At 64.1% G+C, this 16,225-nt stretch carries 16 protein-coding genes; 5 read left to right on the top strand and 11 right to left on the bottom strand.

Going from position 1 to position 16,225, the window contains the following annotated elements; all coding sequences use genetic code 11:
- Window positions 1-40 precede the first annotated feature (40 nt).
- The gene (truA, locus tag BUC08_RS07460; protein ID WP_037925402.1) at window positions 41-811 is read left to right on the top strand and encodes a tRNA pseudouridine(38-40) synthase TruA; all 771 of its coding nucleotides are present in this window, start codon (window positions 41-43) and stop codon (window positions 809-811) included.
- Window positions 812-873: 62 nt separating this feature from the next.
- Here the strand turns inward: truA and BUC08_RS07455 are convergent, their stop codons facing one another.
- The 6 genes from BUC08_RS07455 to BUC08_RS07430 form a co-directional block, all read right to left on the bottom strand.
- On the bottom strand, window positions 874-1,467 hold the full coding sequence (locus tag BUC08_RS07455) for an NYN domain-containing protein (protein ID WP_037925401.1): 594 nt from the start codon (window positions 1,465-1,467) through the stop codon (window positions 874-876).
- Window positions 1,468-1,513: 46 nt separating this feature from the next.
- Window positions 1,514-1,870 (bottom strand): DoxX family protein, encoded by a 357-nt coding sequence (locus BUC08_RS07450; RefSeq protein ID WP_037925399.1) that lies wholly within the window; start codon window positions 1,868-1,870, stop codon window positions 1,514-1,516.
- A complete protein-coding gene (gene msrB, locus BUC08_RS07445; RefSeq protein ID WP_037925396.1) occupies window positions 1,867-2,343 on the bottom strand; it encodes a peptide-methionine (R)-S-oxide reductase MsrB in 477 nt (158 codons plus the stop codon). Before msrB ends, BUC08_RS07450 begins: the two co-directional genes overlap by 4 nt.
- 112 nt (window positions 2,344-2,455) lie before the next feature.
- Window positions 2,456-3,007, bottom strand: a complete 552-nt coding sequence (locus tag BUC08_RS07440) for a fasciclin domain-containing protein (protein WP_037925394.1) — start codon at window positions 3,005-3,007, stop codon at window positions 2,456-2,458.
- Window positions 3,008-3,143: 136 nt separating this feature from the next.
- Window positions 3,144-3,833: an anti-sigma factor gene (locus tag BUC08_RS07435; protein ID WP_037925392.1), complete on the bottom strand. Its 690-nt coding sequence runs from the start codon at window positions 3,831-3,833 to the stop codon at window positions 3,144-3,146.
- On the bottom strand, window positions 3,826-4,368 hold the full coding sequence (locus tag BUC08_RS07430) for a sigma-70 family RNA polymerase sigma factor (RefSeq protein WP_037925390.1): 543 nt from the start codon (window positions 4,366-4,368) through the stop codon (window positions 3,826-3,828). The genes BUC08_RS07435 and BUC08_RS07430 overlap by 8 nt, the downstream gene beginning before the upstream one ends.
- Window positions 4,369-4,602: 234 nt before the next feature.
- On the opposite strand from BUC08_RS07430, the gene BUC08_RS07425 reads away from it, so the two are divergent.
- Window positions 4,603-5,067, top strand: a complete 465-nt coding sequence (locus BUC08_RS07425) for a MarR family winged helix-turn-helix transcriptional regulator (RefSeq protein ID WP_037925388.1) — start codon at window positions 4,603-4,605, stop codon at window positions 5,065-5,067.
- 47 nt (window positions 5,068-5,114) lie between these two features.
- Here the strand turns inward: BUC08_RS07425 and hutU are convergent, their stop codons facing one another.
- Genes hutU through hutI form a run of 4 tightly spaced genes read right to left on the bottom strand, consistent with a single transcriptional unit; the run spans window position 5,115 to window position 10,322 of the window.
- Window positions 5,115-6,785, bottom strand: coding sequence for a urocanate hydratase (gene hutU, locus BUC08_RS07420; RefSeq protein ID WP_037925386.1), 1,671 nt, complete (start codon window positions 6,783-6,785; stop codon window positions 5,115-5,117).
- The gene (hutG, locus tag BUC08_RS07415) at window positions 6,782-7,579 is read right to left on the bottom strand and encodes an N-formylglutamate deformylase (protein ID WP_037925384.1); all 798 of its coding nucleotides are present in this window, start codon (window positions 7,577-7,579) and stop codon (window positions 6,782-6,784) included. Before hutG ends, hutU begins: the two co-directional genes overlap by 4 nt.
- The gene (gene hutH / locus BUC08_RS07410) at window positions 7,576-9,132 is read right to left on the bottom strand and encodes a histidine ammonia-lyase (protein ID WP_037925382.1); all 1,557 of its coding nucleotides are present in this window, start codon (window positions 9,130-9,132) and stop codon (window positions 7,576-7,578) included. The genes hutG and hutH overlap by 4 nt, the downstream gene beginning before the upstream one ends.
- Window positions 9,129-10,322, bottom strand: a complete 1,194-nt coding sequence (gene hutI / locus BUC08_RS07405) for an imidazolonepropionase (RefSeq protein WP_037925631.1) — start codon at window positions 10,320-10,322, stop codon at window positions 9,129-9,131. Before hutI ends, hutH begins: the two co-directional genes overlap by 4 nt.
- 75 nt (window positions 10,323-10,397) lie before the next feature.
- Here hutI and BUC08_RS07400 point away from each other — a divergent pair, with 75 nt between their 5' ends.
- Both BUC08_RS07400 and BUC08_RS07395 read left to right on the top strand, forming a co-directional pair.
- Entirely contained in the window at window positions 10,398-11,759 is a 1,362-nt protein-coding gene (locus BUC08_RS07400; RefSeq protein ID WP_037925380.1) for a formimidoylglutamate deiminase, read from the top strand.
- On the top strand, window positions 11,756-12,451 hold the full coding sequence (locus tag BUC08_RS07395) for a UTRA domain-containing protein (RefSeq protein WP_037925378.1): 696 nt from the start codon (window positions 11,756-11,758) through the stop codon (window positions 12,449-12,451). Before BUC08_RS07400 ends, BUC08_RS07395 begins: the two co-directional genes overlap by 4 nt.
- Before the next feature lie 2 nt (window positions 12,452-12,453).
- On the opposite strand, the gene BUC08_RS07390 is transcribed toward BUC08_RS07395, so the two are convergent.
- Window positions 12,454-13,893 carry an aldehyde dehydrogenase family protein gene (locus tag BUC08_RS07390; RefSeq protein WP_037925376.1) on the bottom strand — a complete coding sequence of 480 codons (1,440 nt, stop codon included), beginning with the start codon at window positions 13,891-13,893 and terminating at the stop codon, window positions 12,454-12,456.
- A 247-nt stretch (window positions 13,894-14,140) separates the two neighbouring features.
- On the opposite strand from BUC08_RS07390, the gene BUC08_RS07385 reads away from it, so the two are divergent.
- Window positions 14,141-16,186 (top strand): NADH:flavin oxidoreductase, encoded by a 2,046-nt coding sequence (locus BUC08_RS07385; protein ID WP_037925374.1) that lies wholly within the window; start codon window positions 14,141-14,143, stop codon window positions 16,184-16,186.
- Window positions 16,187-16,225 lie beyond the last annotated feature (39 nt).

Raw genomic sequence — 16,225 nt, 5'->3', positions numbered from 1 at the left:
AGGCTTGCCAGTGGGGCCGCGTGGCGCTAGGGCATGCGCCATGCCCCGTTATGCGTTGAAAGTCGAATATCATGGTGCGCCATTCGTCGGATGGCAGCGGCAACCGGACCAGCCATCGGTTCAGGGTGCCATCGAGGCTGCTCTGGCGAAACTGGAACCGCGCGCCCATACCATCGCTGCCGCAGGGCGCACCGATGCCGGCGTTCATGGGCTGGCGCAGGTGGCGCATTGCGACATGGACAAGGACTGGGACCCGTTTCGGCTGTCCGAGGCGATCAATTATCACTTGAAACCCGCGCCCGTGGCGATTGTCGATTGTGCCGCCGTGCCCGACGACTGGCATGCGCGGTTTTCGGCGCTGGAGCGGAAATACCTGTTCCGCCTGCTGATGCGCCGTGCGCCCCTGACCCATCAGAACGGGCTGGTGTGGCGGGTGAACCACCAGCTGGACGTGGATGCCATGCGCGAAGGGGCTGCGCATCTGCTGGGCCTGCATGATTTCACCACCTTCCGGTCGTCGATCTGTCAGGCAGAAAGCCCGGTCAAGACGCTGGACGCGCTGGACATCGTGCGCGTCGAGACCGATTGGGGGCCGGAAGCGCAGTTCACCGTGCGGGCGCGGTCGTTCCTGCACAATCAGGTGCGCAGCTTTGTCGGCACGCTGGAGCGTGTGGGCAGCGGCGGCTGGCAGCCGGACGACGTGCGCCGCGCGCTTGAGGCGCGGGACCGTGCGGCCTGTGGACCGGTGTGCCCGCCGCAGGGGTTGTATCTGGCGGGGGTGCAGTACCCCGAGGACCCGTTCGGGGGCTAGGATTTGGGGCGCTGCCCCGGCGCTGGCGCGCCTCCCCCGGAGTTTTCCTGGCAAGATGAAGATCAAACCTGTGGTTTTGGCAGGTCAAGCCAAAGCGGTCCGTCGCGGTAGCCACCACGGATCAGGTGGCCGCGTTTGCGGGCCTCGGGGAACTGGTTCAGCCAATCGCGGTAGCGGTCGTTCGTGACGATGCGCGCGCCTGTCTTGCGGGCGGTTTGCAGGATCAGCGGGTCAGCGGGCGTGCCCTTGTCCACCACGGTCACGCGACCATCGGGCAGGTTCAGGGCGGCGGCGAAATCGTTGCCGTGCCAGTATTTTCCATACAATAGATAGCCCGCATTGGCGTCAAAGATCACCGATGGCGACAGGCCGCGGGCCATGAGCGTGGCAATGACATCGCGCACCGGGCCAAGATCGGGGTTGTCGGTTTTCCAGTACATCACGTTCGAACCGTCGAGGATGACAGGCTGACCGGCACGCGGTTTTCCCGGTGGGGGCCGCCGTATTGGCGCAATTCGCGGGCGGGGTGCAATCAGGACCGCTGCGGCCACCGCCATCGGAACGGCAACCAGCAACAGATCGGACCAGCCGGGCAGCAGCAGCGCCACAGCGATGCCGATACAGGAAATCAGAAAAAGAAAGAAAGGTGCGCGCATATCGCATTGTTAGCCGCGTCACATTTTACAGCCAAGGGTTGTTTTTTCAGCGCGCGTCCGGGTGGCCTGCCAGCACCAGAAGGCCTCCGGCAATCGCCCAGTTCTTGACGAAGATCGTCATTTGCCACGGGTCGTCGGGCAGGTAGTGAAACACCGACGTGACCATGCAATAGGCGGCCAGCGCCAAAGCCATCAGGCTGAGGTATGTCCCGAACCACAGGGCAAACGCCCCCGCCATATTGAATGCCATAGCAGGCCAGACCAGCACGGCGGGCAGTCCCATGCCGCGCAGCAGGTCCATGGCGGGACCCGGGTCCGTGATCTTTTGCACAGCCCCCGCAGCAAAGAACGCGCCCAAAAGGGCGCGCCCTGCGCGGAAAGACCAGATGCGGTAGCCTGTCACGCAGCCTCTGGCGTGAACGTCAGGCTGACACCATTCAGGCAGTGGCGTTTGCCCGTAGGTGCCGGCCCGTCATCGAATATGTGCCCCAGGTGACTGCCGCAGCGGCTGCAATGGCATTCGGTGCGCACATAGAACAGCAGCTTGCGGTCCTCTTTGGTTCCGATCGCGTCCGGCAGGCTGTCGTAAAAGCTGGGCCAGCCGGTGCCGCTGTCGAACTTGGTCTTGGCGTCATACAGCGGCAGATCGCAGCCCTTGCAGTGAAACACGCCTGCGCGTTTTTCATCGTTCAAAGGGCTGGTAAAAGGTTTCTCGGTGTCTTCTTCGCGCATGACCGCATATTCGGTGTCGGTCAGCATCGCCCGCCATTCGGCTTCGGTGCGGGTGATCTCGAATTTGCCATCCGAGGCTGCGGAAAATCCCGGACGGGCAAAGGCCAGCGCGGCACCTGAGGCAAGAAAATTTCGGCGTAACATGGAGGTGATCCTTTCAAGACTTAGGTAGGTTTGAACGGGATCGAGTCAATAAAAGTGGGTTGGCCGCCAACATGGGGAGCCAGCGACCAACCCGGTCGGAACACACTGGTACTTACTTCGGCACAAGAACCGCATCGACGACGTGAATCACGCCATTCGATTGGTTCACATCCGCAATCGTTACTCTTCCGACATTCCCGTTTTCGTCATAAATATAGAGGTTCTTGCCTTTCACCTGGGCCGACAGCGCGTCGCCCGACAGGGTCTGCAAGTGAAAGAAACCATCTTTGGAATTCTTCGCCTTGCTCATCAGGGTCGCCCCTGACAGGTCGCCCGCGACGACATGCGCCGTCAGAACCTTGGTCAGCAGGTCTTTATTCTCAGGCATCAACAGTGTTTCGACGGTGCCATCGGGCAGCTTCGCAAAGGCCGCGTTGGTGGGGGCAAAGACCGTAAAGGGGCCCGCGCCCTGCAGGGCATCAACCAGATCGGCAGCTTTGACCGCTGCGACCAGCGTTGTGTGATCCGCGGAATTCACTGCGTTTTCGATGATGTTCTTGTCTTCGAACATGGGCGCGCCGCCCACATCGGGGTTGGCCGCAAAAGCAGAAGTGGCCAGCACAGTGCTTAGGGTAAGGGCAGCAAGTGTCTTGAACGGTGTCATATCTTCATTCCTTCCTATTGTGTGCAGCGGCGTTTCCCCCCTGCTTGACCTGAGCCACGCAAAAACGCCGCGTGAAGTTTCACGCGGCGTGCATTTTTTTCAGATTTTTTTTCGAAAGAACGATTTGGCGTTGTTTTTAAAGCGCTTGTTCCACCGCGGCCGCCGCCAGAACGGCACCGGTTGGCGCGCCTGTGGGCGAACCGCCCGTCGGTTCATCCGACAGCGCCAGCGTCAGGCTGGCCGCCACCGCGCGCAGGCTTTCCGGCAGGGACACCTGCCATTCACCCTCAAGCGGCACAACACCCAGCGACACGGGTGCCGCATCGGGCGCAATCACCCACAGCTCGGTCACGCGGCCCGCGGGTGGAGGCGTGGTGTCGCTGCGCACAAGATTGAGCAAGCCGGACTCCGGTTGCAATGTCGCGGTCAGCACAAAACTGCGCTGCTCGGGCGTCAGTTGCGCGGTATAGACGGGGCCCGTGGGTTGCAGCGGTCCAGGCGTATAGACAAACAGCGCCACGGCGACCAGCGCGGCCGCTGCCAGCCCGATCCAAATCGGCGGGCGCAGCCACCGCAATGCGCTTGCGGGTTTGCGGCCAAACACGCGCGCCATCAGCGCACGGCGCGCCGCGGCCGAGGGCTGGACCGGGTCCAATGCATCGGCCAGCGCCGACAGGTCCCGCTGCCAGGCCACGACTTCGGTGGCAAAGCTTGCGTCCTCGCGCAAACGGCGGGCGGCTATTTCGGCCTCTTGCCCCTCCAGCAGGCTCAGCGCGTATTCAGCGGCCAGAGCGCGATCGTTTTCTGTGAGCGGTGTATCAGCCATCGGACATACACTCGCGCAACGCGATCAGACCACGGCGCAACCAGGTGCGCATCGTGTTCAGCGGTTGTTTGAATTCTTCAGCCAGTTCGGCATAGCTGCGGCCATCCAGATAGGCGCCGCGCACGGCAGCGGCACGTTCGGCCGGCAGTTCGTCCATACAGCCCGACAGCCGCCGCGCCGAAGATGCGGCCACGGCCATCGCTTCGGGTCCGGGTTCGGCAGAGGCGAGTGCCAGAGCCGGATCATCCACATCCGAAGCGAACTTGCGTTTGCGCAGCTGGTCAATGGCCGTGTTCCGCGCGATCGTGATCAGCCAGGTCATCGGGCTGTGCCCGGTGGTCTGATAGCGTCCCGCGTGGGTCCAGATTTTTACATATGCGTCCTGCATGGCATCCTCTGCTGAGGTCTTGTTGGACAAGACACGCAGGCAGACCGCCAAAAGTTTCGCCGATGTGGCATCAAACAGGGCTTCGAACGCCGCCCGATCACGAAGCGCGCAACGCGATATCAAATCTTCCAGGTCGGCATGGTCCATGCCCCATATGTGTCACAGCCTCACGGGGTTTCAACAGTTAATCTTGGTATTGCGCTGGAAAGATGCGCGCTTTTCTGCGGATGGTCGCGATGCAGGCCTCCGGGCGGGCGGCAACGCGGCTTAGGTGGCGTTGACAAGACAACGGATTGAGCTTCAATATCTTTGCAGTTCAATTTATCCGGGATTGGACTGTGAGTTTGTTGATAGTCAAATAAGTTTGGATACCGAGGCCCGATGAAAGACACCGAAAAAACCGTCGCTAAGTTTGAATTGCGCCAGTTCATAACTTACCGGATTTCGAAGCTGCAAAATGCCTTGAACGCGCAAGCAGGGCATGTCCTGTCCAATCTAAGCGATCTGACACTGACGGAATGGCGCATCCTGTACATCCTGCGCAGCATGTCGACCGCCACCATGAGCCAGATCGTACAGGAAAGCCGGCTGGACAAGGCGCAGATCAGCCGGTCGATCAAGGCGCTGGTTGAAAAAGGCTATATCGCCAGCGCGCAGGATGAAAATGATCAGCGGCGCCAGCTTCTCAAGGCAACGCCTGCAGGGCGCGCGATCAAGGACAAGATCCTGCCGATCATGATGCGCCGTCAGGATGCGATGACAGAAGGCCTGAGCGATGAAGACATCGACACCTTCCTGCGGATTCTGGACCATCTCGACGAAACCGCCACGCGCCGCGACTTTTAGGGAACGGCGCAGCGGAGGGTCCGCCCCCGCTGCTCCCGCTGATTTGTTCAGCCCTTCAGGATGCCGGGCAGGTTCAGCCCGTTTTCGCGCGCGCACTCCAGAGCGATGTCATATCCCGCATCGGCGTGGCGCATGACGCCGGTCGCCGGATCGTTCCACAACACGTTGGCAAGGCGGCGGTCCGCGTCCTCGGACCCGTCACAGCAGATCACCATGCCCGAATGCTGGGAAAAGCCCATGCCGACGCCGCCGCCGTGGTGCAGTGATACCCATGTCGCACCGCTGGCGACGTTCAGCATGGCGTTCAGCAACGGCCAGTCGCTGACCGCGTCCGACCCGTCCTTCATCGCCTCGGTCTCGCGGTTGGGGGACGCGACCGAGCCTGAATCCAGATGGTCGCGGCCAATGACAACCGGTGCCGACAGTTCGCCATTGCGGACCATCTCGTTGAACGCCAGCCCCAGCTTGTGACGCAGGCCCAGGCCCACCCAGCAGATGCGCGCGGGCAGCCCCTGGAACGCGATGCGTTCGCGCGCCATGTCCAGCCAGTTGTGCAGGTGCGGATCGTCGATCAGTTCCTTCACCTTGGCGTCGGTCTTGTAGATATCCTCGGGGTCACCCGACAGCGCCGCCCAGCGGAACGGGCCGATGCCACGGCAGAACAGCGGGCGGATATAGGCAGGCACGAAACCGGGGAAGGCAAAGGCGTTCTCCAGCCCCTCTTCCTGCGCCACCTGCCGGATGTTGTTGCCGTAATCCAGCGTCGGCACCCCTGCGTTCCAGAAATCGACCATCGCGGCCACGTGGTTTTTCATCGACGCGCGGGCGGCTTTTTCGACCGCCTTGGGGTCGCTTTCCTGCTTGGCGCGCCATTCGGCCACCGACCAGCCTTGGGGCAGATAGCCGTGCACCGGATCGTGGGCCGAGGTCTGGTCGGTCACGATGTCGGGGTGAATGCCGCGTTCGACCAGTTCGGCAAAGACATCCGCCGCATTGCCGATCAGGCCCACGCTTTTTGCCTCGCCCGCCTTGGTCCAGGTCTCGATCATCTCAAGCGCCTGATCCAACGTATGCGCCTTTTCATCGACGTAACGGGTGCGCAGGCGGAAATCGACGCGGGTTTCGTCGCATTCCACGGCCAGACAGCAGGCGCCCGCCATCACCGCCGCCAGCGGCTGCGCGCCCCCCATGCCGCCCAAGCCACCGGTGAGAATCCAGCGCCCTTTCAGGTTGCCCTCGTAATGCTGGCGGCCCGCTTCCATGAAGGTTTCATAGGTGCCCTGCACGATCCCTTGGGTGCCGATATAGATCCACGACCCGGCGGTCATCTGGCCGTACATCGCCAGACCCTTTTTATCCAACTCGTTGAAATGGTCCCAATTGGCCCAATGCGGCACAAGGTTGCTGTTGGCGATCAGCACGCGCGGCGCGTCCTTGTGTGTTTGAAACACGCCCACGGGTTTGCCCGACTGCACCAGCAGCGTCTGGTTGTCTTCCAGCTCTTTCAGCGCAGCCACGATGGTGTCGAAATCCTCCCACGTGCGGGCGGCGCGGCCGATGCCGCCGTAAACCACCAGCTCGTGCGGGTTCTCGGCCACGTCGGGGTGCAGGTTGTTCATCAGCATCCGCATCGGTGCTTCGGTCAGCCAGCTTTTGGCGGTGATCGTCGTGCCGGTGTCGGGAAATACGTCGCGGAGGTTGTGGCGCGGGTTTGTCATGATGTGCCTTTCAACTGGGGGGCCATTTCGGCCAGCGTGGTCAGGATGTCTTGCAGATGGATGCGCAAGGCGCGGGATTTGGTTGCGTCATAGGTCCAGGGCGCGGCCTCGTCCGTCAGATAGGTGGACTGGGCCAGCTCCATCTGGATGGCGTGTATGCCGGTTTCGGGCTGGCCATAATGGCGGGTTGTCCAGCCGCCCTTGAACCGTCCGTTCAGGACGTGACTCTGTGTGGCCGCCGCGCAGACCGCCACGGTCGCGGCTTCGATCTGCGGGGCGCAGGTGCGGCCCATATCGGTGCCGATGTTGAAATCCGGCAGGGTGCCGTCGAACAGAAAGGGGATATCGCTGCGGATCGAGTGGCAATCGTACAGGATCGCAACGCCGTGGCGCGCCCGGACCCGCTCCAGTTCCGCCTGCAAGGCCGCGTGATAGGGCGCGTGAAACGCAAGACGGCGGCGTTCGATCTCGGCGGAATCGGGTTCGGTCTGCCAGATGTCGTGCCCGTCAAAGTCGGTCAGCGGCACCAGCCCCGTGGTGTTCTGCCCGGGGTACAGGCTGGTCCCGCTGGGGTCGCGGTTGGCGTCGATCACATAGCGATGGAACGTGGCGCGCACGGTCGTGGCCCCGGCCAGCAGCCCGTCATACAGCGTGTGAATGTGCCAGTCGGTGTCTGCGAGTTCCCTGCCCCGCGCGTTCAACGCCGCGTGGATATCATCGGGCACAAAGGTTCCGGTGTGCGGCAGGCCCAGAACCACGGGGCTGTCGCCCTGCATGATTTCGACTGGGGTCATGCCATCTCTCCGCGCACAAAGGCCGGAAGCTCGGCGCTCGCAACCAGTTGGCCTTCGCGTATCAGCGTCGCCGCCGCCTCGAGGCTGGGGGCCATGTAGCGGTCCTCGGCCACCGCAGGCACGACCTGCCGCAGGGTCGCAATGACCGCCTGCAACGTATCGCTGGTCTGCAATGGCGCGCGAAAGCCGATGCCCTGTGCACCGCAGATTGCCTCGACGCCCAGGATCACGTTCAGGTTGGCGTTCATCCGCGCCAGTCGGCGTGCAGCATGGGCCGCCATGCTCACGTGGTCCTCCTGGTTGGCAGAGGTCGGCGTGCTGTCGGTGGTGCAGGGATTGGCCAGGTGCTTGTTCTCGCTCATCAGCGCCGCCGTGGTCACCTCGGCAATCATCAGACCCGAATTCAGGCCCGGGTCGGGCGTCAGGAAGGGCGGCAGATCAAAGCTGAGCGTCGGGTCCACCATCAGTGCCACGCGCCGCTGCGCAATCGCACCGATCTCGGAAATGGCGACGGCAATCTGGTCGGCGGCAAAGCCCACGGGTTCGGCGTGGAAGTTCCCGCCCGACACGATCAGGCCGCCGTCGGGGTGACTGTCATCGACCAGGACAAGTGGGTTGTCGGTGACGGCGTTCGCCTCGATCTCCAACGTGCGGGCGGCGGCGTGCAACAGGTCCATCGCGGCACCCGTCACCTGTGGCTGGCAGCGGATGCAATAGGGGTCTTGGACGCGGGTGTCGCCGTCGCGGTGGCTTTCGCGGATTTCCGAACCTGCCATCAGCGCTCGTTGCGCACGGGCCACCGCAATCTGGCCCGCATGGCCGCGCAGGGTGTGAATGGCATCTTCCAGCGGCGCAGTGCTGCCCATGATCGCGTCAGTGCTGAGCGCGCAGGTGACCACGCTGGCCGACGCATTGGCCCAAGCGCCCCACAGCCCCACCAGCGCGCAGGCGGTGGAAAACTGTGTGCCGTTGATCAGCGCAAGCCCCTCTTTCGGGCCCAGCGTGATCGGCTTCAGCCCCGCAGCCTTCAACGCGTCGCCCCCTGCCATGCGGGTGCCGTCAAAGACCGCCTCGCCCTCGCCGATCATCACGGCGGCCATATGCGCCAGCGGCGCAAGGTCGCCCGAGGCACCGACCGAGCCTTGGTCCGGGATCACCGGGTTCACACCCTTGGCAAGCATCCCTTCGATCACAGCAACCGTAGACCACGCCACACCCGACGCGCCCCGCCCCAGCGACAGCAGCTTCAACACCATCATCAACCGCGTCGTCGCCGCGTCCAGCGGTGTGCCCACGCCGCAGCAATGCGACAGGATCAGGTTGCGTTGCAGGCGCGCTGTATCCTTGGCCGCGATCTTGACTGAGGCAAGTTTGCCAAAGCCGGTGTTCACGCCGTAAACCGCCGCCTCGCCTGCCGCCGCCTTGGCCACCAGTGCCGCCGCCGCTTCGACGCCGGGGCGGGCGTCGGGGGTCAGCGCCGCGGCCCCCCCGTGGGTCCAGATGTGGTGCAGGGTCGACAGTGTCGTCGTGCCGGGTGTCAGGGTTACGGTCACAATGTGCCTCCGAAAATACGGGATTGAAGGGGGTTAAAGCCGATGCGATAGGCCAGTTCGGCAGGTTCGGTGACGTCCCAGACCGCCAGATCGGCGCGCATCTCCGGTGCGATCCGGCCCTGATCGGTCAGCCCCAGCGCACGTGCCGCGTTGCGGGTCAGCCCCGCCAGCGCCTCGGCCGGTGTCAGGCGAAACAGGGTGCAGGCCATGTTCAACGTCAGCAAGGGCGAGGCCAGCGGGGAGGAACCGGGGTTGCAGTCGGTGGCAATCGCCATGGGCACACCGGCGGCGCGGAATGCCGCGACGGGGGGCATTTGGGTTTCGTGCAGCGTGTAGAAGGCACCGGGCAGCAGAACAGCAACGCTGCCCGCCTGCCCCATCGCGTCGGCGTCAGCGGCGTTGGCGTATTCGACATGATCGGCGCTGAGCGCGCCATACCGCGCAGCCAGTTGCGTGCCGCCGATGTTCGACAGTTGCTCGGCGTGCAGTTTCACCGGCAGGCCCAGCGCGCGGGCCGCGTCGAACACCCGCGCGATCTGGCCCGTGTCAAAAGCGATGCCCTCGCAAAACCCGTCCACCGCATCCACCAGTCCTTCGGCATGGGCGGCGTGCAGGGTCGGGATGCAGACCTGATCAATATAGCCATCCGCATCACCCGCAAACTCGGGCGGCACCGCATGGGCACCCAGATAGGTGGTGCGCACGGTGACCGGGCGCACATCGGCGATCTGCCGCGCCACCCGCAACATCTTCAACTCGGCTTCGCGGTCCAGACCATAGCCGGACTTGACCTCGATGGTGCTGACCCCTTCGGCGATCATCGCATCCACGCGGGTCAGCGCCGATTGCAGCAACGCCTGGGGCGTGGCATCGCGCGTGGCGCGCACGGTCGACACGATGCCGCCACCGCTGCGCGCGATCTGCTCATAGGAGACACCTTCAAGCCGCTGTTCGAATTCGCCCGCGCGGTTGCCGCCAAAAACCAGGTGCGTGTGGCAGTCGATCAACGCCGGTGTCACCAGACGCCCGCCCAGATCGGTGACCTCTTCGCCCGCGTGTTCCGCAGGCAGGTCGGCCTGCGCCCCAACCCAGACGATCCGGTCGCCACGGATCACAATCGCCCCGTCGTCGATCAGGCCGTAACCGGCAGGCTCGGACATTGTGGCGATGCGGGCATTGGTCAAAAGCATGGTCACGACTCACTTGTTTATCGGTGCAGTTATGCGTATTATGTCTGCACATATTATTCTGTCAAGCGAGGCATCATGGAAAAACTTTGGGCGTCCCAGGCCCTGCTGCCACAAGGGTGGGCGCAGGATGTCACCGTGACCGTTGACGCGGGGCGCATCGTCTCGGCCACGGCAAACACCGCGCGCAGCGGTCCCGATCTGGGAATTCTGCTGCCCGCCCCGGTGAACGTGCATTCCCACGCGTTCCAGCGGGCAATGGCCGGTCTGACCGAACGGCGCGGCCCCGACCCGCGCGACAGTTTCTGGACCTGGCGGCAGTTGATGTTCCGCTTTCTCGACCGGCTGACGCCGGACGATGTGCAGGCGATCACCGCCTTTGTGCAGATGGAAATGCTTGAAGCCGGTTATGGGGCATCGGTCGAATTTCACTACCTGCACCACCAGCCCGGCGGTGTGCCCTATGCCGACCTGGCCGAGATGTCGGGGCGCATCGTGGCCGCAGCCGAACAAAGCGGCGCGGGCCTGTGTCTGGTGCCGGTGCACTACCAGTTCGGTGGATGTGACCAGCGTGATCTGGGCGCGGGTCAGGTTCGATTTGGCAACGACGCCGACCGTTTCGCGCAACTGCATGCGGCGGCGGGGGATGCGTTGCGCACCCTGCCTGCCGATCACACGCTGGGCGCGGCGCCGCATTCGCTGCGCGCCGTGGGGCGCGAGGACCTGACCGAATTTGCCCGCCGCTATCACCAAGGTCCGCTGCACATGCATCTGGCCGAACAGATCCCCGAAGTGGACGAGGTACAGGCCGCATGGGGTGCACGGCCCGTCGACTGGGCGTTGGAACACATGGATCTGGACGACCGCTGGTGCCTGATCCATTGCACTCAGATGACCCCGTCCGAGACCACAGCATTGGCCACAACCGGTGCCGTCGCGGGCCTGTGCCCGATCACCGAAAGCTCGCTGGGCGACGGTATTTTTGATGGCGTGCGCTGGTTCGATGCGGGCGGTGCCGTGGCGGTAGGGTCCGACAGCAACATCCGCATCAGCTTGTCCGAGGAACTGCGCACGCTGGACTATTCCCAGCGTCTGCGCGATGGCACCCGCGCGGCGCTGGCCACAGCGCAGGCGTCCACCGGACGGCGCATCTTTGATGCCGTTCTGGCGGGCGGGGCGCAGGCGGCGGGGCGCGCAAGCGGGGCCATTGCCGCAGGCCAATGGGCCGACATGCTGGCGCTGGACACACAGTCGATCCACCTGGAAGGACGCAGCGGCGATCTGGCGCTGGACGCCTGGATATTCGCAGGCGACGACCGGCTGGTGCGAGATGTCTGGTCGGCGGGCCGCCATGTGGTGCAGGACGGCGCGCACATCGACCGCGATGCCATCACCGCAAGCTACCGCCGGGTCCTGCGGTCACTGAAAGACGCCCTGTGACCAAGGACATCCGCAACTGGCAGGCGGTGCAGCAAGAGGTGCTGCGCCGCATCAATGCCCGCGAATGGCCCCCCGGCGCGCTGATCCCGAACGAGGCCGATCTGGCAACGGAATTCGGTTGCGCCCGCGCCACCGTGAATCGCGCCCTGCGCGCGGTGGCCGAGGCGGGGCTGTTGGACCGCAAGCGACGGGCGGGCACCCGCGTGGCGCTGCAACCGGTGGCGCGGGCCACGTTGTCCATCGCGGTGATCCGCCAGGAAGTCGAGGACAAGGGCGCGCGCTATGACTACCGCCTGCTCGCGCGCAAGCTGGTCCGCCCCCCCGCCCCTGTCCGCCGCGTGCTGAAAACCGGCAAGGCGGCGTTGCTGCATGTGCGGGCGCTGCATTTTGCCGATGACGTGGCCTATGCGTTGGAAGACCGTTGGATCAATCCGGCAGGCGCGCCGGGTGTGCTGGACCAATCCTTTGACACCACCAGCGCCAACGAATGGCTGCTGGAACACACGCCCTATACCGGCGGCGACATTGCCTTATCAGCGCACAGCGCCACCAGCGCCGAGGCGCAGGAACTGGGGTGTGCGGAAGGCGCCGCGTTGTTCGCGCTCACCCGCAACACGTGGAACGGGGACACTGCGGTCACCCGCGTGAGCCTGCTGTTTGCGCATGGTTATGCAATGCAGGCCGACCTTTAGGTTCAGTCCGCGGGCCAGCCGCTGATGGCGCGGACCTCAAGAAACTCTTCCAGCCCCCAGATGCCGCCCTCGCGGCCCGTGCCCGATTGTTTCATGCCGCCAAACGGCGCGCCGGTGCTGCGGCGCTGTTCGTTGATCTCAACCATGCCCGAGCGCAGGTCGCGCGAAATACGCTGTGCGCGGTCTGGGTTGGCGGTCTGCACATAGTTGGTCAGGCCGTAGTCGGTGTCATTGGCAATGGCGATGGCCTCGTCTTCGGTGTCAAAGGCCATCATCGACAGCACCGGCCCAAAGATTTCCGTGCGCATGATCGTCATGTCGGGCGTGCAATCGGCAAAGACCGTGGGACGCACGTAAAAGCCCTGTTCGATCCCTTCGGGACGGCCCAGACCACCGGCGACCAGCCGTGCGCCCTCTTTGATACCGGATGCAATCAACGTCTGGATCTTGTCGAACTGCGCTGCGTTGACCACAGGCCCGATGTGCGGGCCAACCTCGGACGTGCCACCCACGGTGATCGCCTCGGCGGTGGCTTTGGCCTCTTCGACAGCTTGCGCATAACGCGATTGTTCCACCAGCATCCGGCTGGGGGCATTGCACGACTGGCCCGAATTGTTGAAACAGCGCATGACACCGTTCGGCACGGCGTTCTCATGGGCATCGGCAAAGATCATGTTCGCCCCCTTGCCGCCCAGTTCCAGCCGCACCCGTTTCACCGTGTCCGCCCCTGCCCGCGTGATCGCGCGGCCCGCATCGGTCGAGCCGGTAAAGCTGACCACATCCACATCGCGGTGCCCCGAAAGCTGCGCCCCCACCCCCGGCCCGTCACCGTTCAGCAGGTTGAAAACGCCCGCAGGCACCCCGGCCTCGTGCATGATCTCGGCAAAGAGCATGGCCGACAGCGGCGCCTGTTCCGAGGGTTTCAGCACCGCAGTACACCCCGAAGCCAGCGCCGGTATCACCTTGAGCACGATCTGCTTCATCGGCCAGTTCCACGGCGTGATCAGGGCCGCGACGCCGATGGGTTCATAAAGGATACGGTCGTGCGGCGTGTCCGGGCGCAGCGGGCGTTCGAATTCGAACGTCTCAAGTGCGTCCAGAAAGCCGGTGAAATGCGAGCTGCTGGTGCGGGCCTGCTGGGTCTTGGACATCTCGAGCGGTGCGCCAACCTCGCGGCTGATCACCGCGCCCATCTCGTCCGAGCGGCGCATGTAGACGTCAAAAATGCTGCGGACCAGGTCGATCCGCTGCGTCTTGGTCGAGGTGCGCCAGCTTGGGAACGCCGCGCGTGCAGCGGCAACGGCAAAATCAGTGTCGGCCTGCCCACCCAGCGAAATGGTGGCAAAGTGCTGTTCCGTCGACGGATCAATCACCGCGCGGTCCGTGCCTGCCAGCGGCGCGACCCATTGGCCGTCGATATAGAACTGACGCTTGTCCAGCATGGCATGGTCCTTTGGTGCAGTGTTCCTGACCCTTGCCGAGATAGTCGCCGCCCCGTGCCTTGTCCAGCGCAGCAGCCGTGATTGACACGGCCCCGCGCGCAGCCCAACCTGCGACCATTGACCAGCAAATGTCCCCGTCAATCTGTGCGCGTCGCGCGTTGACAGGTCGGCGTCGCAGGTCGGCAAATCTGTGACACCCACGGCTGGCAGCATGAACATAACTGCCACCCAACCCCAAGGAACCTCCATGTCAAAAGATCCGCTTTTGCAGCCCTTCCAGCTGAAACACCTGACGCTGAAAAACCGGATCATGACCACCAGCCACGAACCCGCCTATCCTGAGGACGGGATGCCAAAGGAACGTTATGCGGCCTATCACGCGGAACGCGCCAAGGCGGGTGTGGCGCTGGCGATGACGGCAGGGTCGGCGTCGGTGTCGCGGGACAGCCCGCCTGCGTTCAACAACGTTTTGGTGTATGACGACAAGGTAGTGCCGTGGATTCAGCGCCTGACCGACGGGTGCCACGAGCACGGCTGCGCGGTGATGATCCAGTTGACGCACTTGGGCCGCCGGACCGGGTGGAACAAGGGCGACTGGCTGCCTTCTGTGTCGTCGTCGCGGCACCGCGAACCGGCACACCGCGCCTTTCCCAAACTGGTCGAGGATTGGGACATCGAACGCATCATCACCGATTTTGCCGACGCCGCCGAACGCATGCAGGCGGGCGGCATGGACGGGATCGAATTGCAGGTCTACGGGCACCTTCTGGACCAGTTCTGGTCGCCGCTGACCAACGATCTGACCGGGCCATACGGGGCCGACACGCTGGAAAACCGCATGCGGTTTCCGATGGATGTGCTGGGAGCTGTGCGCAAACGCGTGGGCGACGACTTTATCGTGGGCTTCCGGTTCACCGCGGACGAGGCACAAAAGGGCGGGATCGACGCCGCCGAGGGCTTGGAGATTTCAAAAATACTCGCCGCCGACGGCCGCTTGGATTTCCTGAACGTGATCCGGGGCCGCATTCACACCGACCCCGCAATGACCGACGTGATCCCCGTGCAAGGCATGAAAAGCGCGCCGCATCTGGATTTCGCAGGCGAAGTGCGCCGCGCGACCGGCATGCCCACGTTTCACGCCGCGCGCATTCCCGATGTGGCCACCGCGCGCCATGCGGTCGAGTCGGGCCTGCTGGACATGGTCGGCATGACCCGCGCCCATATGGCCGACCCGCACATCGTGCGCAAAATCATCGAAGGCCGCGAAGACGACATACGGCCCTGCGTCGGGGCCACCTATTGTCTGGACCGTATCTATCAGGCGGGCGAGGCGCTGTGCATTCACAACGCGGCCACGGGGCGCGAGTTGACCATGCCCCACGACATCCCCGCCGCCGACAGCCCCCGCAAGGTGGTGATCGTGGGCGCAGGCCCAGCGGGCCTTGAGGCCGCGCGGGTGGCGGCCATGCGGGGCCATGACGTGACGGTCTTCGAAGCACAGCCCGATCCCGGTGGACAGGTCCGCCTGACCGCCCGCAGCCCGCGCCGCCGCGAGATGATCGGCATCATCGACTGGCGCATGGCGCAATGCGCCGCCCGCGACGTAACCTTTCATTTCAACACATGGGCCGAGGCCGGGGATGTCACCGCCCTGTCGCCCGACGTGGTGATCGTGGCGACAGGGGGCATGCCCAACATGCACCTGTTCGAGACCCGAACCGAGGCCGCGCATGTGGTCAGCGCCTGGGACATTATCGCCGGGGACATCAAACCCGCCGCCCGCGTTCTGATCTACGACGAAAGCGGTGACCACCCTGCCCTGCAAGCCGCCGAGATCGCCGCCGCTGCCGGATCAAAGGTCGAGGTGATGACCCCCGACCGCACCTTTGCGCCCGACATCATGGGCATGAACCTGGTGCCCTATATGCGCTCCCTTCAGGACAAGGACGTGACCATGACCGTCGCCCGCCGCCTGCTGGGGGTTGCGCGCAACGGCAATGTTCTGACGGCGACCATCGGCACCGATTACAGCGATCACAGCCATCAGGTCGATTACGATCAGGTGGTGGTGAACTATGGCACGCTGCCGCTGGACGAGCTCTACCACGACCTGAGACCGCTCAGCCGCAACGGCGGGGCGGTGGACCATGATGCGCTGATAAACGGGCAGCCCCAGACGGTTGTGCGCAACCCCGAGGGCCAGTTCCAACTGTTCCGCATCGGTGACGCCGTGTCGGCACGCAACACCCATGCGGCGATCTATGACGCGCTGCGGTTGGTCAAGGATTTGTAGCGGCGCATCGGCGCGCTGAAACCAACGCTTTTAATCGGG

Origin of the sequence: Pseudosulfitobacter pseudonitzschiae (assembly GCF_900129395.1) — a bacterium.
GTDB classification, from domain to species: domain Bacteria; phylum Pseudomonadota; class Alphaproteobacteria; order Rhodobacterales; family Rhodobacteraceae; genus Pseudosulfitobacter; species Pseudosulfitobacter pseudonitzschiae.
The sequence above is the reverse complement of the archived record's forward strand: the minus strand, read 5'-3'. Positions and strand labels throughout refer to the sequence as shown.